This is a genomic window from Micromonospora sp. CA-269861, assembly GCF_050948505.1.
Lineage (GTDB): Bacteria > Actinomycetota > Actinomycetes > Mycobacteriales > Micromonosporaceae > Micromonospora.
Genome location: NZ_CP192014.1, coordinates 4632108 through 4656214 on the forward strand (window position 1 = coordinate 4632108; position 24107 = coordinate 4656214).

Below are 24107 nucleotides of genomic sequence, written 5' to 3' on the forward strand. Positions count from 1 at the left end.
TCTCCCACCCTTCCGGGTCGCGGCGCAGGGTTCTTCTTCCACAATGCTCAGTTCCCGCCGGACCAGTTGCGGGACGGTGGTCAGTCGTGGCGCTGGGGCGGCGGCCCGGTCACCGGGTGGGCCGCCTGCCGGGCGCCGACCAGGGAAGCCGCCGACCAGGCAGCCCAGGCCGCGGCGTCGACCAGCGACCGGTCCTCCGGGTGGTGGCGGCGGTACTCCCCCACCACCTCCTCGTCGACCTGGTACGAGGCGACCGCGGTGAGCAGTGCCAACCGCGCGGCGGCCCGGTCCGCCGGTGCCAGGTCGGCGATCAGCCGCTCGCACCAGTCGGTGCTGATCCCGGTCTCCCTCCCCTGCCACCTCGAAAGGTGCGCGGTGACCAGGTCGCGTACCTCTGGGGAGAGCGCGCGGTCACCGGCGGCGCGGAAGACCTGGTCGGCCGCACCCACAGCGGCGGCCACCGCCGGCCGGGGCGCCGCCCAGGCGGTGGCCGCGCGCAGCGGCGCGGCGGGCAGCAGGCCCGAGGCCCGGCCCGGCTCGCGTGGCTCCCGCAGGGTGGGACGCAAGGCCCGGCTGATCCCCTGCTTGAGTCGGCGACGGGACCACGGAGCCAGGCCCGGCGGCAGCAGGAAGTTTGCCAGGAACACGTTCACCATGCGGGTCAGGTAGTGAAACGCGACAACCACCCCGACCAGTTCCGCGCGGTCTGCTGGGGACAGCCCCGCAGGCGGCGGCGCGGCGTCGTCGGACTGGTGTGCGGTACGCGCCCACGCCACCGCGATGCGCAGCGCCGGCTCGGTGATGTCCTGCACCCGGTCGCCGGCGACCGCCTCGGCGGCGTGCTCACCGGACAGGTCGTACATGCCGACGGTGTGCATGTCCGCGCAGTACGGGCAGGTGTTGGCCACCGACACCGCCGCGGCGACCGCCTCCTTGGTGGCCCGGTCCACCGACCCCACCGTGACCAGGGGTTCCCGTGTCAGCGCCCAGTACGCGGCCAGCACGTCCGGTGCCGGGGAGTGCATCAACGCGGGCGGCACCACGAGTCGCATCTCGTCGGCCACCTGTGTGTACACCTCGGCGACCAGCCCGCCGGCCGCGCCGGGGGAGACCGGGGACACGTACCTGACCTGGCGACGCACCATTGAGGACGCTACCCGCCCGGCGACCATGTCCGCCCTCCATCCGTCGTCGTGTTCCCGGTCAGTATCAGCGTGCGGCGGCCCGTTGGAGCGGGGCCGACCGATCCAGCGCACGACCGGAGAAGCCCTGCACGGGCCCCGGGGGTTTTCTCCAGATTCGGGGCATTCCGTACGAGCGCAAGGACGAAGATGCGGTCCCTGTCGTGCTGCCGTCACGATGTGGGACAGCGATCCGTGAGCGGTGTCCGGTGGGTCACCGCCGCGGGTCCGGCACGACGGCCACGGCACTGACCGGCCCGGCGGGCATCTCCTCCGGTCGCGCGTCCGCTAGGCGGACGATCCGGTACCGGCGCGCCGACCACGGACAGGAGGCGATGCGGTGCAGCCCGACGAATCCGAGCGCAATCCGGATCGGACCCTCGTGCTAGAGGCGTTCGCGGACACCATCATCCCCGGCGAGAAACGGTTTCCCGGGGACCGCGCCGTGGCAGGGGTGTCAGCCGGCGGTGGTGCGGTGGCGGCCGGTGCGGTCGAGCTTCTCGAGAACCCGGCGGGCGGTCTGGCCGAAGGGCTGGACTCCCTGGTGTTCTCCCTCAACGACCACGCACGGGAGTACGCAGCCGGCCACGACCTGACACTGGACCCGACGGTGCCGCCGTTCGTGGCGCTGCCGTTCGACCACCGCACCGCCCTGGTCGCCGACCTCACCCAGCCGGGTCACCCGGAAAAGCAGATGTGGGTTGGCCTGGCCCTGTTCAGCAACATGGCCTTCGACAGCGCCGCCCACCTCAGCACGCCCGCCGCGCTGGCCGCCGGCCACCCGGGGCTGCTCACCATCGGCTACGAACAGCCGCAGGCCGACGGCATCTGGCGGTTCGAGTCCTTCTCCTACGGCCGACAGCTGGCCGACCTCCATCCCGACACGACGGCGACGGGTAGCCCTGCATGACCAGCATCGAATCGACCGACGTTCTCATCATCGGCAGCGGCTTCGGCGGGGCCATCCCCGCGTACCACCTCGCGGCGGGCGGCGCCCGCGTGACCGTCCTGGAGCGCGGTCCGTGGCTGCGCAGCGAGGAGTTCGACCACGACTTCCTGCTCGGCTCGTCGTACACCCGGGTCTTCGACTTCGTGGTCGGCGACGGCATGAGCGTGCTCGGCGGTAACTGTGTCGGCGGCGGAAGCGTGGTCTACTTCGCCACCATGCCGCGCGCGCCGCGCTTCGTGTTCGAGCGACGCGGCGGCATCGGCCGCCGGATGTGGCCCAGCTCGATCAGCCGGGACGCCCTCGAACCCTGGTACGACCGGGTCGCCGAGGCGCTGCCGATCACCCGGCAGACCTGGGACAAGATCCCCTACGCCGGTGGCCTGTTCGCCGCGGCCTGTCGGCACGCCGGGCGCACCGCCAACCCGGCGCCGTCCGCCGTCGACGTGGACATGTGCACCAACTGCAACTGGATGATGGCCGGCTGCCGGTTCGACGCCAAGCGCTCACTGCTGCTGAACTACCTGCCGGCGGCGCTCGCCCACGGCGCGGAGATCCGGCCGCTGCACGAGGTGCAACGGCTCTCCCGTAACGACGACGGCGGCTACCGGGTGCACTACCGGATCGTGGACGGCGAGGACTACCGGATCCTGCACGACGAAGGTGCGATCGACGCGAAGCTCGTCATCGTCGCGGCGGGCGCCGGTGCCACGCCGGTGATCCTGCAACGGTCGGAGCCCGGGCTGGGCACCATGCCGCACGGGGTGGGGCGCTACTTCTCCGGCAACGGGGAGCGACTGAACACCGCCGTCTTCGACGAGGACCGGGTCCGCGACGTGCTCGGGCTGTCCCGACCGGACGGGCGGGCCTACGAGGCGTACCAGATCGGGCGCGGCCCGACGGTGGCCAGCTGGGACCGGCTCGACGGCAACCTGCCCGAGTTCGAGCGCTACTCGCTGGAGCAGCTCTACTTCCCGCCGGGGCTGGGCACCATCCTGGCGCAGGCGCCCGACGCCAGCGGCCCGACCTGGTTCGGGGTGGACAAGAAGGAGATGCTGCGCCGCTGGCAGTCCTGGCTGACGATCTTCATCATGTCCGAGGACGACAACGAGGGCGTCTTCGGGCCACCGCCGGAGACCGGCAACGCGCACCGCTTCTCCCAACAGATGCTGGGGCACGGTCCGCTGAGCTACCGGCCCACCGCGAACACCCGGCGGGGCTGGTCGTTGGCCGACGCCGACATCAAGGACATCCTGGAACGCGACGGGCTGGCCCGGGTCGAGCCGTGGACGAACGACCTGGTCGGCGCGTACACGGTGCACCCGTTGGCGTCCTGCCGGATCGGTGACGACCCGGCCACCTCGGCCCTGGACGACCGGCACGAGCTGCGCGGACACCCGGGAATCTTCGTCACCGACGGATCGGCGGTCCCCGGTGCGCTCACGGTGAACCCGGCGTTCACGATCGCCGCCCTGGCCGAACGCGCGATGCCGGGCATCGTTCGGGCTGCGCAGGAGCGGGGGGTTTCCGTCACCTACGGCGCGCCGTCGCCGGACGGCGAGACCGCCGGCCGCCGGGCGGTGTTCGCCCGCTGAACCATCGGGCGTCGGCCGGCGCCTGTTCTTCCGAGGGGGAAACGGTGCGAAAGCTCATCGCGAGGGTCACTCGACCCGCCACGGCGTTGCAACTCCGCCACGTCGCGCCAGTCTCGCCGAGCCGGGCCGACGGCCCGGTGGCGGCCGTGTACCAGCAGGTCGAACGAGACTTCGGGATGCTCGCACCGCCGGTGGCGCTGCACGCGGCCTCTCCGGTCATGCTCGCTGCGGCCTGGACCATGCTGCGCGAGGCGCTGCTGGCGTCCGGGCGGACGGACCGGGAGGCCCGGGAGGTGGTGGCCGCCGGGGTCTCCCAGGCCAACCGCTGCCCGTACTGCATGGACGTGCACGGTGGCACCCTCGCCGGCCTGCTGAGCGGCCCGGACGCCGCCGCCGTGCTGACCGGGCAGTTGGCCGACCTGCGGGACCCGCGGTTGCGCAAACTGGCCCGCTGGGCCGCCTACGGCGGGCCGCCGCCGTTCCCGCCCGAGCACGGTCCCGAACTGGTCGGCGTCGCGGTGGTGTTCCACTACCTGAACCGGATGGTCAACGTCTTCCTGCCGGACTCGCCCCTGCCGCCGGCGCCCGACCCGGTCACGGCGGTGCTGCGCCGGGGTGCGGTCCGGATCCTGGCCGGGCTGGCCCGCAGGACCGTGGTCCCGGGCGAGTCCCCGGGCCTGCTGCCTCCGGCGACAGTGCCGCCGGACCTGTCCTGGACCGGCGACCGGCCGCACCTGGTGGCGGCGTTCGCCCGGTCCGCGGCGGTGGTCGACGCGGCAGGCGAACGCACCGTCCCGGCATCGGTACGCCGGCTGGTGACGGCGCAGCTCCTCGCCTTGACGCGCCCGCACCCGTCCTGGACGCGCGCCCGGCCGCCCTGCGACACCGTTGGCTCGACGAGTGCGTCGCGGGCCTGCCGGAGCCGGACCGCCCGGCGGGGCGCCTGGCATTGCTGGTGGCGATCGCCTCCTACCGGGTCACCGCCGCCGACGTCGACCGGGTGCGCGCCCGGGGGTACGACGACCGTGGCCTCGTCGAACTGGCCGCCTGGTCGAGCCTCACCGCCGCCCGTCACCTGGGCGCGCGCGCCCTTCGCGTCCCGCCGGCCCCGACGCCGGGCTGGAGCCGGCGCACCATCGGTTGATCCTGGAGGGCATACGGCCCGCCCGACGGCTCCCGGATATCGCCGGCGGCGGCTTGAGGTGACAACGACGCGGCCCGTGTCGTACGCCTACCCGAGCGGTAGGACGCGTCCCTCGGGTGTGTCTCACACGGGTGTCCCGCGCGGACGGGATACTCGTACGGGGCCGGTCAGGCAACCCTCGCCCCATCCTGACGGGGACCGTGCCGGGTGGCACGAGGCGGTGCGGCCGACGCGATTCCACTGTCACTCCTCCTATTGTTCACCGGGTCGGACGGCGGTTTCCGAAATCCGCCCCGACTGATTCTCCGGGCCCGGTCGAAACCAGCGCGACGAGCACCTGACCCACCCGTTCTACACCCGATTGAGAATTGGCAGATATTGGCCACTGGTCGGCGGTGTGAAAAATTCCAGCGATAAATTCCATTAAACGCAAAACAGATATTGGCAATCCGGAAAACCCTGACTATTCAACGGCATTAAAATCGTGCCGACAACGTGAATAAATAATCCTACCGTCCGCCCATCACTCCGGTCAATAATCTTTTTCAGTCAGCAAACTGCCAGATTCACTGAAGGTAGCCGGACCGCCGGGTACATGATCGACAATTGCCGACGTTTCGCGTCAAACCGCAGCCCAGAGGCACCGTCTCCGTGACCGATTTCCAAATTGACCACTTTCGGCACCCCCCGTGGAAAGTGGGTCGCACCGCTATCCGCATGGATGACCGTCGACCTGCATATGAGCGTCGAAAGCACTGCTCAAGGCGTTCCTCTCTTCACGATTGCGCTCTATTGCCCCTGATGATCAGCAGTATTGTCAATCGCTCGGGGCTGGGCTAGCCTCGACCGGAAGCGGAGCCCTTCGGGGCGATCGGAGTGAGACGGCAGACATACCAACGCAATCATACGCATCACTGCTGAGCTTCGATGGGACCGAACCCGAGATGCTTTACACGACAATTATTGCGAGCTAGTACGACAAATCGCCGGACGGGTCAGGGGGAGGCATCATGGAGGAATCGACCAAACAGGCCGTGAATCGCGCGATCAGCACAATGCGAGAGAATCTCGGCGAGCAGCTCACCGTCGACGACATGGCCAGGGCGGCCATGTTCAGCAAGTTCCACTTCACCAGGATCTTCCAGCGGATCACCGGGGTCTCCCCGGGCCGCTTCCTGTCCGCGCTGCGTCTGCAACGCGCCAAACACCTGCTGATCTCCACCACACTCAACGTCGCCGACATCAGCCTCCGGGTGGGCTACAACAGCGTCGGCACCTTCAGCTCGCGGTTCACCCGCAGCGTCGGCATGTCGCCGACCACCTACCGGCGCCGCGCCGGCTACGCCACGCACATCGCGACCGACCCGGGACCGGCCCCGCTCTCCGAGGCCCGGGTACACGGCCGCATCCCCGCGCTGCCGGGCCGGCCGAACGGGCCGGTCTTCGTCGGCCTCTTCACGGACCGCATCCCCGAGGGTCGTCCGGTGCGGTGCGCGGTGCTACCCGAGGGTGGCTACTTCCACTTCGGCACGGTGCCGCCGGGCACCTGGTACCTGCTGGCTCAAGCCGTCGACACCGACGCGGGCGGGCGTCCCGACGAGGCAAACCGACCGATCGCGGTGGCCTCGGAGGGCCCGCTGACGGTCTCGTGGAACTCTGACATCCGGGTGGACCTCGATCTACAGCCCATCCAGAGCATCGATCCGCCCGTGCTACTGGCCCTGATGGACAGCCGAAGGCTCGCGCTGGCCCGGGTCGCGGCGGAACAGCAGGCCCCCGAGACGCCCCTGAGCCCCACGCCCGTAATGATCACGAAGCTCCGCGAGTCCGGCCGTACCGCTGCCTGACGGCTCGATTATCGGCCCCGGACGGGGCCACAAACGCGACACGGCGACTGGCCCGAACGCTTCCGCCACGAGCGTGCCATGGGATCACCACCAGTCTCCACCCCTTCTACATGGGAGAATCGCACCGCGGGGCTGTGTCGACCAGCTGGGGGAACTCGATGCGCATCTCTGACCTTAGCCGCCGCACCGGCGTGCCCGTCGCAACGATAAAGTTCTACCTTCGGGAGGGCCTCGTCCCACCAGGCCGACTGACTGGCCGCAACCAGGCGCAGTACGGCGAGGCACACCGACGTCGCCTGCTCTTCATCCGGGCGATGACCGGCATCGGCCAGCTTGAACTGTCCACAGTGATGGAACTGCTCACGGCCATCGAGGACGACGACCTCCCACTGCCCGCTCTTTACCGGACCGCCAACCGGGTGGTGTACCCGGACCTCGACAAAACCAAGGCCGTCAACGACGTGACGGCCGAACGAACCGAGGTCGACCGCCTCATCAACGAGCTGGGCTGGCAGGTGGGCGACGACGTCCCGGGTCGGAACCGGCTGGCCCATGTCCTCGCAGCTCTGCGCCAGCTCGGTTGCAGCCACGGCACCGAGTTCTTCCATCCGTACGCGCAACTCGCGGAACAGGCCGCGGACCGCGAACTCAGCCTACTTCCCCGCGACGACATGGAGGTGGAGCGGGCCGCCGCGGTGGCCCGCGCGGTGCTGCTCGACGCCGCGCTCGCCGCGCTGCGCGGGATGGCCCAGGAGCACTTGGTCACCGAGCGTCTCGGCGGCCCGGCCGACTCGTCCGGCGCGGCCCCGTCGACGCACGGCCGCTCCCCACCACCGACGCGACGCCGGCGAACGGCACGCGGCAAGCCGGCGACCCAGCGACCGGGGTGCCTCCACAGCTTCCCCGCCGGGCCGACCGTGCCGGCTGAGAGGCACGTGGGAGACGGGCACGGGCGCCGTGCCCGGCCGGAGAGCGGCGACACCTGCACCGGCCGCGGTGCGCGCACCTCAACCGGCGCACGGGACCCGGTGGCGCCCCCGGGTCCTGCCCAGGTCGTACCGCACGACGGTGCGCGTCGCGAGCCCGCCGCTCATCGGGAGTCACCCGCTGCGTCGGGGTCGTAGAAGGGCCCGTCGAGCAGCGTGGCCGGTATGCCGCGCCAGGGGTCTCCGAGGTCCTCGTGGCGAGAGTTGCCGAGCGTTTCCTGGGCATGTCGCCCCTCCCCAGCCGGCCCGCCGATGCGGTAGCCGGGACCGTCGAGGAGCGTGGCCGGGATACCGCGCCACGGGTCTTCGAGGTCCTCGCGGCGAGAGCCGGCGGCCGAATCCTCGGCATCGCGCCCATCCTCACCGTGCGCACCGGTGTCAGTCATGTCGTCGCTCCTCACGTGCCGAATTGCCAGCTGGACACGGACGCCTCCACCGGTCCGGGCCGCGCCGCTCAGGGCCGGGGGGCGGCGAAGAAGGTGGGGAACCGGGCGGTCAGACCGAGGTCACCGCGGGTCTTCAACCGGCCCTTCATCACCAGCATCACCGCGTGCGCGTTGCCAGTGACCAGGTGGACGAAATCGGCCGCGGCCAGGTTCAAGGTCAGCTGTGGCTGCCCGTCGACGCGGGACGACAGAGTGCAGACGCCGTCGGCGATGACCATCTGGTAGGTGTCGACCCCGCCGTCCGGTCGATCGCCGATGCGCCAGTGCACCACCGCCCGGGTCGGGCCGGCGACCTCGGGCCGAAACGCTGACAGCATCCCGCCGATCAAATGATCGAGGATTTCCGCACGCCGCTCACCGCGCATGACCTGGCGCAGCTCGTTGTCCGGAGTGTGCTTGACCAGACGGGCGAACTCGACCGGATCCATAGCTTCGACACGTGAATCGTGGATGGACATCAGACTCCTCCAACGCCGGATGAGAGACACGTCGCTGGACCGCCGGCACCCGCCCACGGCGGTGACGACCCTCCGTCTGCCTCATACGAGGCTGCCCCTGATGTGCGGCCGCCATCGTGCTCACCACAGCAGCGGTGCGGCTGCCGCGCCCTCCGGTCATCGCCACCCCCCTGCTCTCGTCACACATCCTCGCCGCGAAGTTTGACCGGGGGCACCTCCCAGGCTGCGCAGGTGCAGGACCGGTCTGATCGGGCGTCGACCGGTGCCGTGCGCTGCGGAAACGGCACGGCGCGAGATGCCCGCCGATGCGATCCGAGGCCACGATGGTCAGATGCGGCTGTCGCTGAATCTGGGACATCTTGTGGGCGCTGGCGATGCCGCCGGCCGGGTACGGCTGGCCGTCGAGGCCGAGCGGCTCGGCTTCCACACCGTGTGGGCGGCGGAGGTGTACGGCTCGGACGCGGTGACGATGCTGACCTGGATCGCCGCCCACACCCGGTCCGTCAACATCGGCTCCGCCGTCATGCAGACGCCGGGCCGCAGCCCCGCCCTCACCGCGATGACCGCCGCGACCCTCGATCGCCTGTCCGGCGGTCGGTTCCGGCTGGGCCTCGGCGTCTCCGGACCACAGGTCTCCGAGGGATGGCACGGCGTGCCCTTCGCCGACCCGCTCGGGCGGACCCGTGAGTACGTCGATGTGCTCCGCCTCGCCCTGTCCCGGCGCCCACTCGCCCACCCGGGCCGGCACTACCCGCTGCCGCTGGCCGGCGGCGCCGGCAAAGCCCTGCGGCTGACCGTACATCCGCCCCGCCCGAACCTGCCGATCTATCTGGCCGCGGTCGGCCCGCGGAACCTGGAACTGGCCGGGGAGATCGGCGACGGCTGGCTCGCCGCATTCCTCAGCCCGGAGTTCGCGGCCGAGCAGTTGCGGCACGTCCGGGCCGGCCGGGACCGAGCCGGCCGGACCATGGACGGGTTCGAGGTGATCGCGTCAGTGCCACTCGCCATCGGCGACGACGTCGGGCGGTGCGTCGACCGGGTCCGCGCGCACGTCGCCCTCTATCTCGGCGGCATGGGCAGCCGAGGCCGCAACTTCTACAACCTCCTCGCCGCACGGATGGGATACGCGGACGCGGCCCGTGACGTCCAGGAGCTGTACCTGGCGAAGCGGTACGCCGAGGCGGCCGCAGCCGTACCGGCGGACTTCGTCGACCGTACGTCGCTGCTCGGACCGGTGGACCGGATCGCCGGGCGACTCCGCGAGTTCGCCGAGGCCGGCGTCACCGAGCTGGCGGTCACCGTCTTCGGCGGCGGCACCCGTGCCCTGCGGGAGGTTCATGAGGCGTACACCGCAGACCGGACGACGCCGTCGGTCTCCCCCGGGGCCCGGGGCCGCCGGGGCGCGGACGGTTCGGACGCGCGTCCATAGCTCCGCGACCCGGCTGGCCGGCACGGCGGTCCGGCTCGACGCGCCCCCCGTGACGCTGGGCATCAGCTTCCACAGGCCGACTCGGTGGTGCCGCGACGGCCGCAGCGGAATCGAGCACGGTCGAGACCGTCAAACGGCGGTGACGGTCCGGTTCCAGTCGATCCGGTGCCGGTGCACCGGGCCGAACATCCGCTCGGGCTTCAGCACTGTGTGCCGCGCGACCGGGGCCAGCAGCCGCATGAGCGCGGACGCGACCGGGCCGGGTGCCTTGGCCTGATTGGCGCGCGCGGCGTCGGCAGCGATCTTCTCCACCCGGGGCCGGCGCATCTTCTCGTAGGTGTCGAACGCCGCCTGCACCCCGGGCAGATCACGCAGGCACCGGGCGAGCTGCACGGCGCTCTCCGAGGCCAACGAGGCGCCCTGACCGGACACCGGGGAGGGCGCGTGCGCGGCATCCCCGACCAGCACCATCCGCCCGCGGTACCACGTCGGCAGCGGGGGCAGGATCTCAATGGCGCCGAATGGGAACACGTCCTGCGGCCCGGCCCGGTCGAGCACGTCCCGCGCAGGTACGTCCTCGGCGTGCACCCGGCGCAACCGGTTCAGCCATCGGTCCGCGGACACCCGGCGCGCCTCGGACATCGCGATCGGCTCGTCGCTGGTGATGTTGCTGAACCAGTTGACGCGCCCGTCGGAACCGATCCAGTGGCCGAAGAAGCCGTCGTGCCCGTTCGCCAGATGCATGACGCCCGGCTCACCGACCGACGGCACCTCCACGGCGCCGCCGAAGCCGAGCATCCCGGTGTACTGGGCCGTGGGTGCGGACGGGTCGATGAGGCGTCGGACTGTCGATCGAATGCCGTCCGCGCCGATCAGGACGTCGGCGGTCGCGCTGCTGCCGTCGGCGAAGTTGGCGGTGATGCCGTCCGGCGAGTCCGTGGCGTCGACAAACCGCCGGCCGTACACGGTGCGGACACCCGCCGCCTCGGTCCGCTCGCGCAGCAGTCGTTGCAGGTCCGCGCGCTTGACCGCGCGGCTCGGCGGCAGATCGGGCAGGTGCTCGAACTCGCCGAACGGGCGGCCTCGGCCGTCCGTCATCACAGTGCGGCGGATGGGGCTGCCAAGCCGGTGCACGTCGTCCTCGACCCCGACGATGCGGAGCGCGTCGATCCCGTTGGGCGCCAGCATCAACTCGCCGCCGACATCGTCGGACGGGCGGTCGTACGCCTCGAACACTGTCGGCTCGATGCCTGCCCGGTGCAACGCGAGCGCCGCCACACTGCCGGCGATGCCGCTACCGATGATCATGGCTGTTCTGGCCTGTGTCATGCCGCTTCCTTCGGGTCGACGTCCCACGCTGCCGCGAGACGGAGCTGGTATGCGGCCTCCGTACCCGTTTCCCAGCAGATGCCGCCTTCCAGAGTGCGGTGGCGGGTGCCCGGGCGACGGGTACGACGAGACCGGGTGGGTGGCGAACGGCCATCCACCCGGTCGTTACGGTTCAGTTCCGGAAGGAGAGGCCCTTCGCCTTCAGCGACGACTTGAGCGTGCTCAGGGCTTTCGGGCCCATTCCGTGCAGTTCCTTGACCTCGGACTCGCTGATCTTGGTGAACTGCTCCAGCTTGGTGTAGCCGGCGCCCTCGAGCGCCCGCAGCGCGGGCTTGCCCAGTGAGCTCGGCAGATCAGTGCTTTCCGCCATCGTGTGACTCCCTTCGGTTCTTCGGACGCGCCCGTCCGGCGTTCATCGTGCCCCAGTGGCGGTGCCGAGAGGGTCCGGAAACGTTCCGGTGCCGGCGAGTCGTGCGCCGCACCGCGGAGTGGCGGACCAGGGTCCGGGTCCAGCGGGCACCGGCGCGATCGGCAGCGTCATCGGGCGTCGCGGCCGCGTGGACCCTGCCCGGCGCGTGATCCTGCCGCGGATCGGCAGGACCGCGTGTGACGCCGGAACAAGTCTGCCCAGCGCCACCCGTGTCACGCGTATGCGTTCGTGCGCAGTCACCCTGAACACCCCGGCGGTGAAGATCCACATTGCCTCGCAGCGCACTGACGAAGGTGCATCACATCCGGGCGAGGTCGACCATGGAGACGTTTTCCGGGGATTGGCGCACAGGCCGCCCGGCTCGCCCCGGCCCGACGCCACCCGTACGCCCGATCGAGAGGACCTCACGGTGACCGGACCCGACCCGATCCCCGCCCTGACCGCTGATGGTGAGGAGCTGGACCGGCTGCTCGCCGGCCTGGACGACACACAGTGGAAGCTGGACACACCGGCTCCCGGTTGGACCATCGCCCATCAAGTGGCCCACCTGGCCGCGACATTCCGGCTCGCCGGCTTCGCCGCCGCGGACCCGGACGGCTTCCGCGCCCGCGTTGCGACGATGAGCGGTGACTTCGACCGCAACGTCGACGTGGCGCTGTCGGCCTATCTCTCCGACCCGCCGCACGTCCTGCTGAACCGGTGGCGGGAGGAACGCGCCACGGCCGAGAAGGCTCTCGCCGCCGTGCCGGACGGTCAAGCGGTGCCCTGGCTGGTGCGGCCGCTGCCCGCGCCGGTGCTCGCCTGCGCCGGAATGATGGAGCTGTTCGGCCACGGTCAGGACATCGCCGACGCGCTCGGCGTGCGTCAGGTGCGGACGGACCGGATCCGGTTTCTGTGCGGCTTCGCCGTGCGCACCTGGGACTTCGGCTATCAGGCTCGCGGCGAGTCGACCCCCGACGTCGAGTTCGGCTACACGCTCACCGCGCCGTCCGGCGCCATCTGGCGGTTCGGCCCGGAGGACGCCGAGCAGCGGATCTCCGGACCGGCCGAGGACTTCTGCCTGCTCGTCACGCGTCGCCGGCACCGCGACGACCTGTCCCTGACCGCGACGGGGGCCGACGCCCAGCACTGGCTGGACATCGCCCAGGCGTACCGCGGACCGGCCGGTGCGGGTCGCAGGCCGGGACAGTTCGGCCGGTCCTGATCATGCCGGAGGCACCTCGTTCCAGCAGCGCAACCACGAAGGCGCTGCGCGACGCCCGCTGTTGCCAGGATGACGACATGACCGTCGCGCCGCACGCCGCGGACTTCCTGCTGGGTGACGCGGCACAGCGGCACGCCGGATCCGCACGCCTGGCGGCGCTGGGACCGGTGCACCGGGTGACCCTGCCGTCCGGCGGTCCGGCGTGGCTGGTGGTCGGGTACGACGAGGTGCGCCGGTGCCTGGCCGACACCCGCTTGGAGGGCCGCACCGGCGCGGTAGCCGACCGGCGCGGTCTTTCCGAGCGGTTCCGCCTCGGCATGAACAATCACATGCTGAACCGGGAACCGCCGGACCACACCCGCCTGCGCAGGCTGATCTCCGCGGCGTTCACTCGGCGCCGGATGGAGGACATGCGGCCACGCATCGAGCGGATCGCCGACGATCTGCTGGACGCGATGGCCGGCGCGGACGAGGTCGACCTCGTCGCGGCGTACGCGTTGCCGCTGCCCATCCGGGTGCTCGGCGGGCTGCTCGGCATCCCCGAGTCGGAGGACGCCGCCTTCCACCGCTGGACCACCACACTGACGGCGAGCGCGCTGAGCCTCGCCGAGCTGGAGGCGGCCGCCGGGGAGATGCTGGACTACACCCAGGGCCTGCTGCGCGACAAACGCCGCGCGCCGGGTGACGACCTGCTCTCCGCCCTGGCATCGGTGCGGGACGGCGGTGACCGGCTCACCGAGGACGAACTCACCTCCATGGTGTTCCTTCTGCTGATCGCCGGACACGAAACCACTGTCAACCTGATCGGCAACGCGATGCTGGCGCTGCTGACCGACCGCCCGCAGCTCGAGCGGCTGCGCACCGACCCGGACCTGGTGCCGGACGCCGTGGAGGAGGTTCTCCGGTACGAGAGTCCCGTGCAGGTGGCCGCCCGCCGGGCGCGGCAGCCGGTGGCCGTCGGCGGGGCCACCATACCGGCCGGCGCGGTGGTGCTGGTCTCACTGCTGGCGGCCAATCGCGATCCGGAGCGGTTCGCCGAGCCGGCCACGCTGCGCATCGACCGGCCGCAGAGCGCGCACGTGGCGTTCGGGCACGGACTGCACCACTGCATCGGCGCGCCGCTGGCCCGGCTGGACGCGACGATCGCCATCCGCGCGCTGGTGCGCCGCTATCCGCATCTGCGGCTGGCCGCCCCGGCCGAATCGCTGGTCTGGCGGGCGAGCGTCGTCATGCACGGCCTGGACGCGCTTCCCGTGCGGCTGCACTGATCTCCCCGTCGCCGTACCCGATCTGGAAAGGAGGAGGCGTGACCGCGAATACCCAGGGTTTGGAGCCGGCCGAGGCCGGCCCGACCGTGGCCGACCTGATCCGGGCGCAGGCCCGGCGGCATCCCGAAGCGATCGCCGTGTCGGACGGCGACGTCGAGCTCACCTACGGCGAGCTGGCGTGGCGCGCGGCCGGTGTGCGGGCGGCGGTACGGGCATACGGTGCCGGGCCTGGACGACCGGTCGGCGTGCTCGCGTCCCCCGGCGCGGACCTGGTCGTGGCGCTCGTCGGCGCGCTCAGTTCGGGGGCGCCGATGGTGTGCCTCGCCGGCGCCGGGACCGCGCACGCCGCGCTCACCGATCTAGGGCCGGCGTGCGTGCTCACCGACTCGGACCCGGACGATCCGGTACGCCGGGCGGTCGCCGCGACCGGCGTGCCCGTGCTGGACCTTGCCGGCATTCCCGGCGCCACCGACGCCGCGGTGTCCGCCGTCGCTGCGGAGGCGACCGCCTACGTGGCGTACACGTCCGGCACCACCGGCCGGCCCAAGGGCATCCGGCAGACCCACGCCGCGCTGGCGCAGTTCACCGGATGGTTCGCCGCCGAGTTCGGCATCGGTGCCGGCACCCGGCTGGCGCAGTGGGCGGCACCCGGCTACGACGCCTGCCTCGTCGAGGTGTTCGCTGCCCTGCGCGGGGGCGCGACGCTGTGCCCGGTGCCGTGGCGAATACGCGCGGACCCGGATCGCCTGGTGCCGTGGCTGTCACGCGAGCGCGTGACAGTGCTGCAGACCGTGCCGAGCTTCGCCCGTGAGCTGGAGCCGCTGCTCGCCGGCGATCCGGCGTCGGCCCGGCTGGCCGCCCTGCTGCTCGCCGGCGAGGCGCTGCCTGGCCCGCTCGCCCGCCGGCTCCGGGCGCGGCTGCCGCGGACCAGGCTGGTCAACCTGTACGGACCGACCGAGACCATTCTCGCCACCTGGCACGAGGTGTCCGTCGCGGACACCGGTCCCGGCACCGTCGCGATCGGCCGGCCCATCCCCGGACGCGACCTGCTCGTGCTGGACGACCGCGACGGCCCGTGCCCGCCGGGCGAGATCGGTCACCTGGTGATCCGCAGCCGGTACGTCACCACCGGGTACGTGGGCGCGGCGGCCGCGGACAACGGGGTGTTCCACCCGCCGGCCGGCGTCGACGGCGTCACCCCGCACTACCGGACCGGTGACCTCGGCCGGTGGCGCCCGGACGGTGTGCTGGAGTTTCACGGCCGCCGGGATCTGCAGATCAAGATGTACGGCGTCCGCATCGAGCTCGCCGACGTCGAGGCCGCCCTGTCCGCGGACGAAGCCGTGGCGGCCTGCGCCGTGGTGCCCGTGACCGGCTACGACGGCCTGGTGGTCCGCCTCGACGCCTACGTCGTAGCTGGCCCCGGCGGGACCCCGGACCACTGGCGTTCGGCACTGCGCCGCCGGTTCGGCGATCCCGCCCTGCCGGTCACCTTCACCACCGTGGATTCCCTGCCGCGCAACACCGGCGGCAAGGTCGACCGGCGCGCCCTGGCCGGCCTCCGTACCGGAAGAACGAAGCACCGCGATCCGATGGAGTGTGCACTGTGACCCTTGTCGAGACCCAGACGACCGTCGACTTCGACGGCGAGACCGTCGGCGTGCCCGACGTGTGGAAGGTCGCGGTGGACCGCGTCCGCTGCGGCGTGAACCGGGACGCGCTGGGCCGTGCGGCCAGCAGCCGGGCCATGTTCGAGGACACCGTACGACGCGGTGAGCCGGTGTACGGCGTCACCACCGGCTACGGCGAGATGGTCTACATGCTTGTCGATACCTCGAAGGAGGTGGAGCTTCAGACCAACCTCGTGCGCAGTCACAGCGCCGGAGTGGGGCCGGACTTCGCCGAGGACGAGGCCCGGGCCATCGTGGCGGCCCGGCTCAACGCCCTCGCCAAGGGATACTCCGCGGTCCGCCCCGAGGTGCTGGAGCGGCTGGCGCTGTATCTGAACGAGGGCCTGACGCCGGCCATCCCGCAGATCGGCTCGCTGGGAGCGAGCGGTGACCTGGCTCCGCTGGCACACATCGCCTCCACCCTCATCGGCGAGGGCTATCTGCTGCGTGGTGGTAGCCGCGTGCCGACCGGCCCGGTGTTGCGCAAGCTCGGCATCGAGCCGCTGGAGCTCCGCTTCAAGGAGGGCCTCTCACTGATCAACGGCACCTCGGGCATGACCGGCCTGGGCTGCCTGGTGGCCAAGCGCGCGCTCGACCAGGTACGCCAGGCGGAGGTCGTCACCGCGCTGGTGTTGGAGACCATGCGTGCGTCGACCAGTCCGTTCCTCGCCGAGGGCCACGACGTCGCGCGCCCGCACCGCGGCCAGATCGACACCGCGGCGAACATGCGGACCCTGATGCGGGGCAGCGGGTTGGCGCTGGAGCACGTGGACCTCCGCCGGCAGTTGCAGGCGACCGAGCGGGCCGCGAACGGCGTCTCCCGTACGGAGATCTACATGCAGAAGGCGTACACGCTGCGGGCTATCCCGCAGGTGGTGGGCGCCGTCCGGGACACCGTGTACCACGCGATGGAGAAGCTGGAGACCGAGGTCAACTCGGCCAACGACAACCCCCTGTTCTTCGTCGGCAAGGAGGTCTTCCACGGCGCCAACTTCCACGGCCAGCCGATCGCCTTCGTGATGGACTTCCTGACCATCGCGCTCACCCAGCTCGGGGTGTTCTCCGAGCGGCGCACCAACCGGCTGCTGAACCGGCATCTCAGCGACGGGCTGCCGGAGTTCCTCGTGGCCGGCGACCCCGGCCTGAACAGCGGGTTCGCCGGCGCGCAGTACCCGGCCACCGCGCTGGTCGCGGAGAACCGGACCATCGGCCCGGCCAGCACCCAGAGCGTGCCGTCCAACGGCGACAACCAGGACGTGGTCAGCATGGGCCTGATCGCCGCCCGCAACGCCCGGCGGGTGCTGGAGAACAACGACCGCATCCTCGCCGTGGAGTTCCTGGCCGCGGCCCAGGCGGTGGACCTGCGGGGCGGGCCCGAGGGGCTGAGCCCGGCTGCCCGGGCCACCTATGACGCCGTCCGTGGCCTCGTGTCCACGCTGAGCGAGGACCGGTACATGTCGGACGATATCGAGCGGACCGCCGAGGCGCTGTCGCGCGGGGTGTTCCTGACGGAGCTGGAGCGGGCCGATGTCGTGCTGCGCTGACGGGGGTGCGGGCAGGGCCACCGCTACGACCCAGGCCCCGGCCGACCGGGCGCAGTGGCTGGCCGCCCGCAAGGCGCTGCTGGAGCGGGAGAAGGAACTGACCCGGGCCCGCGACGCGGTGACCCGTGAGCGACAGGCTCTGCCGATGCTGACCGTCGACACGGACTACACCTTCATCGCCCCGGGCAGGCGCCGGCTGAGCCTGCTCGACCTGTTCGAGGGGCGGCGCCAGCTCATCACGTACCACTTCATGGGTTCGTTGGAAGGGTACGGCTGGTGTCCGATCTGCTCGTTCTGGGTGGACAACATCGGTCACCTGGCACATCTGCACGCACGCGACACCACGCTGGTGGTGGTGTCACCGGAGCCGCCAGCGGAGACGGAGCAGTTCGTCAAGCGGATGGGCTGGACCGTGCCGTTCGTCTCCTGCCACGGCACCACGTTCTACGAGGACTTCCACGTACGCCTGGACGACGACCCGGAGCCGGAGATGCCCGGCGTCAGCACGTTCCTGCGCGAGGGCGATGTGGTGCGCTACGCCTACTCCACCTACCGGCGCGGTAGCGACCTGCTCAACAACACCTACAACTACCTCGACCTCACCCCGCTGGGTCGCCAGGAAGATCACCTGGAGGACAAGATGGACTGGGTCCGCCACCACGACGACTACGAGAGGTGGTGACCGGATCATGATCAACGTGTTTCAGCCGTCCCTCGGCGAGGCGGAGCTGAACGCCATCGCAGAGGTGTTCAGCAGCAACTGGATCGGCAAAGGACCACGCACCGCGGCGTTCGAGGCGGCCTTCGCCGGCCACCTCGGCGTGGACACCGGCAGGGTCACAGCGGTGAACTCGTGCACCGAGGCGACGTTCATCGCCATGCAGCTCGCCGGTGTGGGGCCCGGCACCGATGTGGTGCTGCCGACCGTGAGCTTCGTCGGTGCGGGCAACGCCGTGGCGGCGCACGGTGGCCGCCCGGTCTTCTGCGACGTGGATCCGCACACCCTCAACCCCACAGTCGACGACGTGGCGGCGGCACTCACTCCGCGCACCCGCGCGGTGGTGGCGCTGCACTACGGTGGCCGGCCCGGTGACATCGCGGGCATCGCCGAGCTGTGCCGGGAACGCGGGGTCCTCCTCATCGAGGACGCCGCCTGTGCGGTGGACTCCAGCGTGGGCGGCGTGCCCTGCGGCACGCTCGGCGACATCGGCGTGTGGAGCTTCGACGCACAGAAGATCGTCGTGGCCGGGGACGGCGGCATGCTCACCGCCCGCGATCCCGACCTGGTGGCGCGGGCCGCCAAGCTCGCGTACTTCGGTCTGGAGCAGTTCAGCGGCTTCTCCCAGGCCCGGCTCTCGGCGCACCGATGGTGGGACTTCGACATCTCGTCGTTCTCCAGGCGTTCGATCATGAACGACATGCAGGCCGCCGTCGGCCTGGTGCAACTGGGCCGACTGCCGGACTTCGCCGACCGGCGGCGGAAGGTCGAGGCTCGCTACGACAGCGGCCTCGCCGACGTGCCCGGTCTGACCCTGCCCCCGCCGCTGCCTCCAGGTCAGCGCAGCTCGTACTACCTGTACTGGGTGCAGATGGACGAGGGGATCCGCGACGACGTCGCCGGCGACCTGTACGCCCAGGGCATCTACACGACGTTCCGCTACCCCGTTCTGCACCGGGTGGCCGCGTACGGGTCGACAGCGCGGCTGCCCCGGGCCGAGCGGGCCGCCGAACGCACCCTGTGCCTGCCGATGCACCAGGCGCTCACCGACGACGACGTGGACGCCGTCGTCGCGGCGCTGCGCGCATCCCTCGCCCGTCGGCTCGGCCGGCACACCGTCGCGGCGGGAGGCACCCGGTGACCGGCCACCACACGGTGACCTCGGCGGCATACGACGCCGACGTGGCCGAGATCTACGATCTGCTGTACGCGGGACGGGGCAAGGACTTCGCCGCCGAGGCGGACGCGGTGGCGCGCGTGGTCCGCGAGCGCCGGCCGCAGGCTCGGTCCGTGCTGGACGTGGCCTGCGGGACCGGCGAGCACCTGCGGCGGCTGGCGGCGGTCTTCCCGGAGGTGGCCGGACTCGAACTGTCCCCGGCGATGTGCGCGGTGGCGCAGGCCAAGCTGCCGTCCGGCGCCGTCCACGTCGGCGACATGCGGTCGTTCGCGCTGGGCCGCGAATTCGATGCCGTGTGCATCCTGACCGGCACCATCGGCTACGCCGGCGACGTCGACGAGCTCTCTGCGACGGTCCGGACGATGGCCGCGCACCTTGTTCCCGGTGGCGTCCTGGTGATCGACCCATGGTGGTCCCCGGACACCTTCCTCGACGGGCACGTCGCCCACGACGTGGTCCACGACGACACCCGTACCGTCGTGCGGGTCTCGCACTCGGCGCGGCAGGGGCCGGCGGCACGGCACGAGGCGCACTACGTCGTCGCTGACGGCGGCATCCGGCACTTCTCCCACGTGCAGATGCTGACCCTGTTCACCCGGGAGGACTATCTCGACGCCCTGCGGTCGGCGGGCTGTACCGCCGAGCATCTCACCGATGCCGGCGGCCTGCCCGGCCGCGGCCTGTTCGCCGGGGTCCGCCGATGACCTACACCGCCGAGTTCGCCGAGATCTACGAGTTCATCTACCGCAGCCGGGGCAAGGACTGGGCCGCCGAGGCGGAGGCCCTGACCCGGTTGATCCGCGACCGGCGTCCGGAGGCCGCCAGCCTGCTGGATGTGGCCTGCGGGACGGGCGCACACCTGGCCACCTTCGCCGGCGACTTCGACGAGGTGGCCGGCGTGGAGCTGTCCGAGCCGATGCGTGCGACGGCCCGGACGCGTCTACCCGGGGTGCCCGTGCACGACGGCGACATGCGCGACTTTCGCCTGGGCCGCCGCTTCGACGCGGTCACCTGCCTGTTCAACGCCATCGGCTACCTGGGCTCGGTGGCCGAGTTGCGTCAGGCGGTGCGGTCCATGGCGCAGCACCTGGAGCCGGGCGGCGTGCTGGTGGTGGAACCGTGGTGGTTACCCGAGCGGTTCCTCGACGGTCATCTGGCCGTCGACTCCGACACCGACGGGACGCGGGCGGTGGCCCGGATGTCACACACCACCCGCACCGGACGGATGTCGCACCTGGAGGTGCGCTTCCTGGTGGGGGACGCGGGCGGCATCCGGGAGTTCGCCCAGACGTCGCACCTCATGCTGTTCACCCGCGACGAGTACCTGGGTGCGTTCGCGGACGCCGACTGCCCGGCCGAGTTCCTGGATGACGGGCTGACCGGGCGCGGCCTGTTCGTCGGGCAGCGCGGCTGAGACGAAGGAGAGCGACGATGCGCTACACCCGACTCGGCCGTACCGCCCTGGAGGTCAGCCCGCTGTGCCTGGGCACGCTCAATCTCGGTGTGCGCACCACGCGCGAAGAGGCGTTCCGCCTGATGGACGAGGCGCTGGACCACGGCATCAACTTCTTCGACACGGCGAACCACTACGGCTGGCAGGTGCATCGAGGGCTGACCGAGGAACTCATCGGCGAATGGTTCGACCAGGGCGACCGCCGGCGGGAGAAGGTGGTGCTGGGTACCAAGGTGTTCAACCCGATGAGCGACTGGCCCAACGACCGCGGGTTGTCCGCCCGGCACATCGTCGCCTCCTGCGAGGACTCCCTACGGCGGCTGCGCACCGACTGGATCGACGTCTACCACATGCACCACTTCGATCCACACGCCGGCTGGGACGAGATCTGGCAGGCGATGGAGATGCTGACCGGACAGGGCAAGATCCGCTACGTCGGCTCCTCGAACTTCGCTGGGTGGCACATCGCCGCGGCGCGGGAGACGGCGACCCGCCGCGGTCACCTCGGGCTCGTCGCCGAGCAGTGTGCCTACAACCTGGTGGCCCGGCAGGCCGAGACGGAGGTGATCCCGGCGGCCCAGGCGTACGGCGTCGGGGTGTTCGCCTGGTCACCGCTGCACGGCGGGCTGCTCGGCGGCGCGCTCCGGAAGCTGGCCGACGGCACTGCGGTGAAGACGGCGCAGGGGCGCGCGATGCGGGCCCTGGAGGGCCGGTACGAGGCCGTCGCCGACTACGAGAAGTACTGTGCCGGCCTCGGGCTGGACCCGGCCGAGGTGGCACTCGCCTGGGTGCTGGGCCGTCCCGGACTGACCGGCGCGGTAATCGGTCCACGCACCGTGGCGCACCTGCACGGTGCCCTCGCCGCGCTCGACAGCCCGCTCGACCCCGCGGTGATCCGGCGCCTGGACGAGCTGTTCCCCCCGGTCGGCGCCGCCGACGCCAGCCCACCGGCGGGCTGGTGAATCACCTCGCACCCGAAGGAGAGACCCGCCATGCGTGTCCTGTTCGTCGCTCCCCCGGACCTGAAGTCACACCTGTACATCATGACGCCGCTGGCCTGGGCGCTGCGCACCGCCGGTCATGACGTGCGCGTCGCCTGCCAGCCGGGCTCGACCGAGGCGCTGGCGCAGGCGGGGCTCACCGCCGTCCTGGCCGGTGAGCCCATGGCCGAGACGCTGGCCGAGGTCGACGAGACGTCCGAACCGCCGAAGCGCCAGGCCGCACCGGCCACGCTGCCGGTGCAGACCGACTACGCCCGGGACGATCCGTACGCCGAGCTTGAGTACCTCACCACGAACCTCCTCCCGTTCCTGCACACCGACGCGATGCTCACCGACCTGATCGGTTTCGCCCGCGCCTGGCGGCCGGACCTGGTGCTCTGGGACGCGATGACCTACGCCGGACCGGTGGTGGCCCGGGCCTGCGGCGCGGCGCACGCGCGCATCCTGTTCGGCACGGACGCCTTCGTGCAGCTCTGGGAGGCGGTCCGGGCGGCCGGCGGGTCCCGGCCGGACCCGATGCGCGCCTGGCTGGAGCCGCTGCTGCGCACGCACGGCGGCGGCCCGTTCGCCGACGACGTCGTGCACGGCCAGTGGACGATCGACACCATGCCGCCGTGGACCTGGCGCCCCAGCGCACCGCACTACATCCGCATGCGTCACCTCGCCTTCAACGGCCCCTCGGTAGTGCCGCGGTGGCTCTACGAACCGCCGGTCCGGCCGCGGGTCTGCGTCACACTGGGCATGACCCACCGCGAGGCGGACGTCGCCGAGGCCTCCGCCGCGGACCTGCTCGAGGCGGTGGGCGACCTCGACGTCGAGGTGGTCGCCACGATGAGCGCGGAGCAGCTCGCCTCGGCACCGCGGATACCGGACAACGTGCGGGTGGTCGACTTCGTGCCGATGAACGTCCTGCTGCCGACGTGCAGCGCCATCGTGCACCACGGCGGATCCTCGACGATGGCCTCAGCCTTCGAGCACGCCGTACCGCAGCTCATCGTGCCGAGCGCGTACTGGAGCGAGAAGTGGTTCGGCCCGGTGGCGCAGGCGAACGGGTTGCAGGAGCGTGGCGCCGGGGTGTGGCTGGCCTACGACTCCGACTACCTCACCGCGGCGGGGCTCCGCGAGGACCTGATGCGGGTGCTCAAGGACCCGTCGTTCAAGGAGAACGCGGTTCGCCTGCGTACCGAGATGATGGGTCTGCCCACGCCCAACGAGGTGGTGCCCGCCGTGGAGAAGTTGACTGCAGCCTACCGGCGGGCGGGCTGAGGCAGTGGCTGTGCGCCTCCGCGCGGACGGGGGCGGGCCGGCGGAGGCGCACAGCCTGTTCAGGGGGTTAACGCAGCGGTTCCAGCAGCACCACCGGAATCTCCCGGGATGCCTTCTTCTGGTAGCGGCGGTAGGTGGAGAAGATCCCCGCCATCTTCTCCCACAGCGCGGGCCGCTCCGCCTCAGCGGCGACCGTCGCCTTGGCCTGGAAGGTCTCGCCGTACACCTGCACGGACACCTCCGGTTCGGCGCAGAGGTTCAGGTACCAGGCGGGATTCGCCTCCTGCCCGCCCGCCGAGGCCACCACCACGTACCGGTCGCCGTCCCGCCCGTAGATCAGTGCGGTGCGGCGCAGCTTGCCCGTCCGGCGGCCCCGCGTCGTCAGTAGCAGGGTGGGCAACTTGCCCTGGAAGTCGTGTCCCTTGGCCCCCGCGGTCTCCACGTAGGAGCGCACGTGGTCGGCCACCCACTTGGTGGGACTGTCGTGGATCTCTTCGTCAGCCATGTGTCATCCCTGTTCTCCGTCGAGCAGCCGACGATAGCGTTGGACCAGCGCCGGAGGTGCCGGATCGGGGCCGGGTGGCACGACCTCGCGGCCGGCCAGGTGATCTCCGAGCAGATCGAGGCCGGCGTGCCAGCCCGCCGCGCTGTAGGCGATGTGGCCCGGGTCGGCCACCGTGGTCAGCAACGTGAGGTCGGTCTCGCCCCCGGCGGCGGACAGGTCCCAGCGCAGGGTGTCCGGACCCCAGGTGTACGCGAAGAGGTGGGGCGGGTCGACGGCGAGGACCTGGCCCGGCTCCGTGTCGCCACCGGGCCAGGTGAACCTCATCCCGGCGCCGGGCTCCGGCACCAGCTCGACGGTCATCGGCGTCCACCAGGCGTTGACCTGATCCGGTTCGACGAGGCACCGCCACACCGCGGCGACCGGCGCCGGATAGCGGCGCTGCAGCCGTACGCTGGGCCGCGCGCTGTCCCGGCAGAGCGTCACCTGGGTGCCATCCACGTCGAATGACAT

General features: G+C 71.3%; 22 protein-coding genes and 1 pseudogene. 16 read left to right on the forward strand and 7 right to left on the reverse strand.

What is annotated here, in order from left to right; translation table 11 throughout:
* Positions 1 to 80 precede the first annotated feature (80 nt).
* A complete protein-coding gene (locus ACQP0U_RS21145; protein WP_433309711.1) occupies positions 81 to 1145 on the reverse strand; it encodes a carboxymuconolactone decarboxylase family protein in 1065 nt (354 codons plus the stop codon).
* A gap of 376 nt (positions 1146 to 1521) precedes the next feature.
* On the opposite strand from ACQP0U_RS21145, the gene ACQP0U_RS21150 reads away from it, so the two are divergent.
* The 5 genes from ACQP0U_RS21150 to ACQP0U_RS21170 all read left to right on the forward strand — a co-directional run bounded on the left by ACQP0U_RS21150 (position 1522) and on the right by ACQP0U_RS21170 (position 7837).
* Positions 1522 to 2091 carry a DUF5987 family protein gene (locus ACQP0U_RS21150; RefSeq protein WP_433309714.1) on the forward strand — a complete coding sequence of 190 codons (570 nt, stop codon included), beginning with the start codon at positions 1522 to 1524 and terminating at the stop codon, positions 2089 to 2091.
* Positions 2088 to 3722 (forward strand): GMC family oxidoreductase N-terminal domain-containing protein, encoded by a 1635-nt coding sequence (locus tag ACQP0U_RS21155; RefSeq protein WP_433309717.1) that lies wholly within the window; start codon positions 2088 to 2090, stop codon positions 3720 to 3722. The genes ACQP0U_RS21150 and ACQP0U_RS21155 overlap by 4 nt, the downstream gene beginning before the upstream one ends.
* 44 nt (positions 3723 to 3766) lie before the next feature.
* Entirely contained in the window at positions 3767 to 5167 is a 1401-nt protein-coding gene (locus ACQP0U_RS21160) for a carboxymuconolactone decarboxylase family protein (RefSeq protein ID WP_433309720.1), read from the forward strand.
* A gap of 709 nt (positions 5168 to 5876) precedes the next feature.
* Positions 5877 to 6713: a helix-turn-helix domain-containing protein gene (locus ACQP0U_RS21165; protein WP_433309723.1), complete on the forward strand. Its 837-nt coding sequence runs from the start codon at positions 5877 to 5879 to the stop codon at positions 6711 to 6713.
* Between the two features lie 158 nt (positions 6714 to 6871).
* Positions 6872 to 7837 carry a MerR family transcriptional regulator gene (locus ACQP0U_RS21170; protein ID WP_433309726.1) on the forward strand — a complete coding sequence of 322 codons (966 nt, stop codon included), beginning with the start codon at positions 6872 to 6874 and terminating at the stop codon, positions 7835 to 7837.
* Here the strand turns inward: ACQP0U_RS21170 and ACQP0U_RS21175 are convergent.
* Together ACQP0U_RS21175 and ACQP0U_RS21180 are read right to left on the reverse strand one after the other, a co-directional pair.
* On the reverse strand, positions 7804 to 8085 hold the full coding sequence (locus tag ACQP0U_RS21175) for a hypothetical protein (RefSeq protein WP_433309729.1): 282 nt from the start codon (positions 8083 to 8085) through the stop codon (positions 7804 to 7806). The two genes, ACQP0U_RS21170 and ACQP0U_RS21175, sit on opposite strands and share 34 nt — an antisense overlap.
* A gap of 68 nt (positions 8086 to 8153) precedes the next feature.
* Positions 8154 to 8603 (reverse strand): SCP2 sterol-binding domain-containing protein, encoded by a 450-nt coding sequence (locus ACQP0U_RS21180; protein WP_433309732.1) that lies wholly within the window; start codon positions 8601 to 8603, stop codon positions 8154 to 8156.
* 331 nt (positions 8604 to 8934) lie between these two features.
* Here ACQP0U_RS21180 and ACQP0U_RS21185 point away from each other — a divergent pair.
* Positions 8935 to 9948, forward strand: a pseudogene (locus tag ACQP0U_RS21185) (LLM class F420-dependent oxidoreductase); the annotation flags it as partial.
* Positions 9949 to 10161: 213 nt separating this feature from the next.
* On the opposite strand, the gene ACQP0U_RS21190 reads toward ACQP0U_RS21185, so the two are convergent.
* The gene (locus tag ACQP0U_RS21190; protein ID WP_433309735.1) at positions 10162 to 11361 is read right to left on the reverse strand and encodes an FAD-dependent oxidoreductase; all 1200 of its coding nucleotides are present in this window, start codon (positions 11359 to 11361) and stop codon (positions 10162 to 10164) included.
* Positions 11362 to 11533: 172 nt separating this feature from the next.
* Positions 11534 to 11731, reverse strand: coding sequence for a DNA-binding protein (locus ACQP0U_RS21195; RefSeq protein ID WP_433309737.1), 198 nt, complete (start codon positions 11729 to 11731; stop codon positions 11534 to 11536).
* Between the two features lie 469 nt (positions 11732 to 12200).
* Here ACQP0U_RS21195 and ACQP0U_RS21200 point away from each other — a divergent pair, with 469 nt between their 5' ends.
* The 10 genes from ACQP0U_RS21200 (at position 12201) to ACQP0U_RS21245 (ending at position 23092) form a co-directional block, all read left to right on the forward strand.
* On the forward strand, positions 12201 to 12995 hold the full coding sequence (locus ACQP0U_RS21200) for a TIGR03084 family metal-binding protein (RefSeq protein WP_433309740.1): 795 nt from the start codon (positions 12201 to 12203) through the stop codon (positions 12993 to 12995).
* 77 nt (positions 12996 to 13072) lie between these two features.
* The gene (locus tag ACQP0U_RS21205; protein WP_433309743.1) at positions 13073 to 14263 is read left to right on the forward strand and encodes a cytochrome P450 family protein; all 1191 of its coding nucleotides are present in this window, start codon (positions 13073 to 13075) and stop codon (positions 14261 to 14263) included.
* A 38-nt stretch (positions 14264 to 14301) separates the two neighbouring features.
* A complete protein-coding gene (locus tag ACQP0U_RS21210) occupies positions 14302 to 15873 on the forward strand; it encodes an AMP-binding protein (RefSeq protein ID WP_433309746.1) in 1572 nt (523 codons plus the stop codon).
* Entirely contained in the window at positions 15870 to 17477 is a 1608-nt protein-coding gene (cmdF, locus tag ACQP0U_RS21215) for a tyrosine 2,3-aminomutase (protein WP_433309749.1), read from the forward strand. Before ACQP0U_RS21210 ends, cmdF begins: the two co-directional genes overlap by 4 nt.
* The gene (locus ACQP0U_RS21220; RefSeq protein WP_433309752.1) at positions 17461 to 18159 is read left to right on the forward strand and encodes a DUF899 domain-containing protein; all 699 of its coding nucleotides are present in this window, start codon (positions 17461 to 17463) and stop codon (positions 18157 to 18159) included. Before cmdF ends, ACQP0U_RS21220 begins: the two co-directional genes overlap by 17 nt.
* A gap of 7 nt (positions 18160 to 18166) precedes the next feature.
* On the forward strand, positions 18167 to 19336 hold the full coding sequence (locus tag ACQP0U_RS21225) for a DegT/DnrJ/EryC1/StrS family aminotransferase (protein WP_433309755.1): 1170 nt from the start codon (positions 18167 to 18169) through the stop codon (positions 19334 to 19336).
* Positions 19333 to 20076, forward strand: coding sequence for a class I SAM-dependent methyltransferase (locus ACQP0U_RS21230; RefSeq protein ID WP_433309758.1), 744 nt, complete (start codon positions 19333 to 19335; stop codon positions 20074 to 20076). Before ACQP0U_RS21225 ends, ACQP0U_RS21230 begins: the two co-directional genes overlap by 4 nt.
* On the forward strand, positions 20073 to 20786 hold the full coding sequence (locus ACQP0U_RS21235; RefSeq protein WP_433309761.1) for a class I SAM-dependent methyltransferase: 714 nt from the start codon (positions 20073 to 20075) through the stop codon (positions 20784 to 20786). The genes ACQP0U_RS21230 and ACQP0U_RS21235 overlap by 4 nt, the downstream gene beginning before the upstream one ends.
* Positions 20787 to 20803: 17 nt before the next feature.
* Positions 20804 to 21787 (forward strand): aldo/keto reductase, encoded by a 984-nt coding sequence (locus ACQP0U_RS21240; protein ID WP_433309764.1) that lies wholly within the window; start codon positions 20804 to 20806, stop codon positions 21785 to 21787.
* Between the two features lie 30 nt (positions 21788 to 21817).
* Positions 21818 to 23092, forward strand: coding sequence for an activator-dependent family glycosyltransferase (locus tag ACQP0U_RS21245; protein WP_433309766.1), 1275 nt, complete (start codon positions 21818 to 21820; stop codon positions 23090 to 23092).
* A 67-nt stretch (positions 23093 to 23159) separates the two neighbouring features.
* Here ACQP0U_RS21245 and ACQP0U_RS21250 read toward each other — a convergent pair whose 3' ends face one another.
* Both ACQP0U_RS21250 and ACQP0U_RS21255 read right to left on the reverse strand, forming a co-directional pair.
* Entirely contained in the window at positions 23160 to 23597 is a 438-nt protein-coding gene (locus ACQP0U_RS21250; RefSeq protein WP_433309769.1) for a nitroreductase family deazaflavin-dependent oxidoreductase, read from the reverse strand.
* Between the two features lie 3 nt (positions 23598 to 23600).
* Positions 23601 to 24107, reverse strand: coding sequence for an SRPBCC domain-containing protein (locus ACQP0U_RS21255; RefSeq protein WP_433309772.1), 507 nt, complete (start codon positions 24105 to 24107; stop codon positions 23601 to 23603).

Coding starts and splice junctions, on each gene's coding strand:
- ACQP0U_RS21145 (WP_433309711.1), bottom strand. CDS start 1,145: ATGGTGCGTCGCCAGGTCAGGTACGTGTCCCCGGTCTCCCCCGGCGCG.
- ACQP0U_RS21155 (WP_433309717.1), top strand. CDS start 2,088: ATGACCAGCATCGAATCGACCGACGTTCTCATCATCGGCAGCGGCTTC.
- ACQP0U_RS21165 (WP_433309723.1), top strand. CDS start 5,877: ATGGAGGAATCGACCAAACAGGCCGTGAATCGCGCGATCAGCACAATG.
- ACQP0U_RS21170 (WP_433309726.1), top strand. CDS start 6,872: ATGCGCATCTCTGACCTTAGCCGCCGCACCGGCGTGCCCGTCGCAACG.
- ACQP0U_RS21175 (WP_433309729.1), bottom strand. CDS start 8,085: ATGACTGACACCGGTGCGCACGGTGAGGATGGGCGCGATGCCGAGGAT.
- ACQP0U_RS21180 (WP_433309732.1), bottom strand. CDS start 8,603: ATGTCCATCCACGATTCACGTGTCGAAGCTATGGATCCGGTCGAGTTC.
- ACQP0U_RS21190 (WP_433309735.1), bottom strand. CDS start 11,361: ATGACACAGGCCAGAACAGCCATGATCATCGGTAGCGGCATCGCCGGC.
- ACQP0U_RS21195 (WP_433309737.1), bottom strand. CDS start 11,731: ATGGCGGAAAGCACTGATCTGCCGAGCTCACTGGGCAAGCCCGCGCTG.
- ACQP0U_RS21205 (WP_433309743.1), top strand. CDS start 13,073: ATGACCGTCGCGCCGCACGCCGCGGACTTCCTGCTGGGTGACGCGGCA.
- ACQP0U_RS21220 (WP_433309752.1), top strand. CDS start 17,461: ATGTCGTGCTGCGCTGACGGGGGTGCGGGCAGGGCCACCGCTACGACC.
- ACQP0U_RS21225 (WP_433309755.1), top strand. CDS start 18,167: ATGATCAACGTGTTTCAGCCGTCCCTCGGCGAGGCGGAGCTGAACGCC.
- ACQP0U_RS21235 (WP_433309761.1), top strand. CDS start 20,073: ATGACCTACACCGCCGAGTTCGCCGAGATCTACGAGTTCATCTACCGC.
- ACQP0U_RS21240 (WP_433309764.1), top strand. CDS start 20,804: ATGCGCTACACCCGACTCGGCCGTACCGCCCTGGAGGTCAGCCCGCTG.
- ACQP0U_RS21245 (WP_433309766.1), top strand. CDS start 21,818: ATGCGTGTCCTGTTCGTCGCTCCCCCGGACCTGAAGTCACACCTGTAC.
- ACQP0U_RS21250 (WP_433309769.1), bottom strand. CDS start 23,597: ATGGCTGACGAAGAGATCCACGACAGTCCCACCAAGTGGGTGGCCGAC.
- ACQP0U_RS21255 (WP_433309772.1), bottom strand. CDS start 24,107: ATGTCATTCGACGTGGATGGCACCCAGGTGACGCTCTGCCGGGACAGC.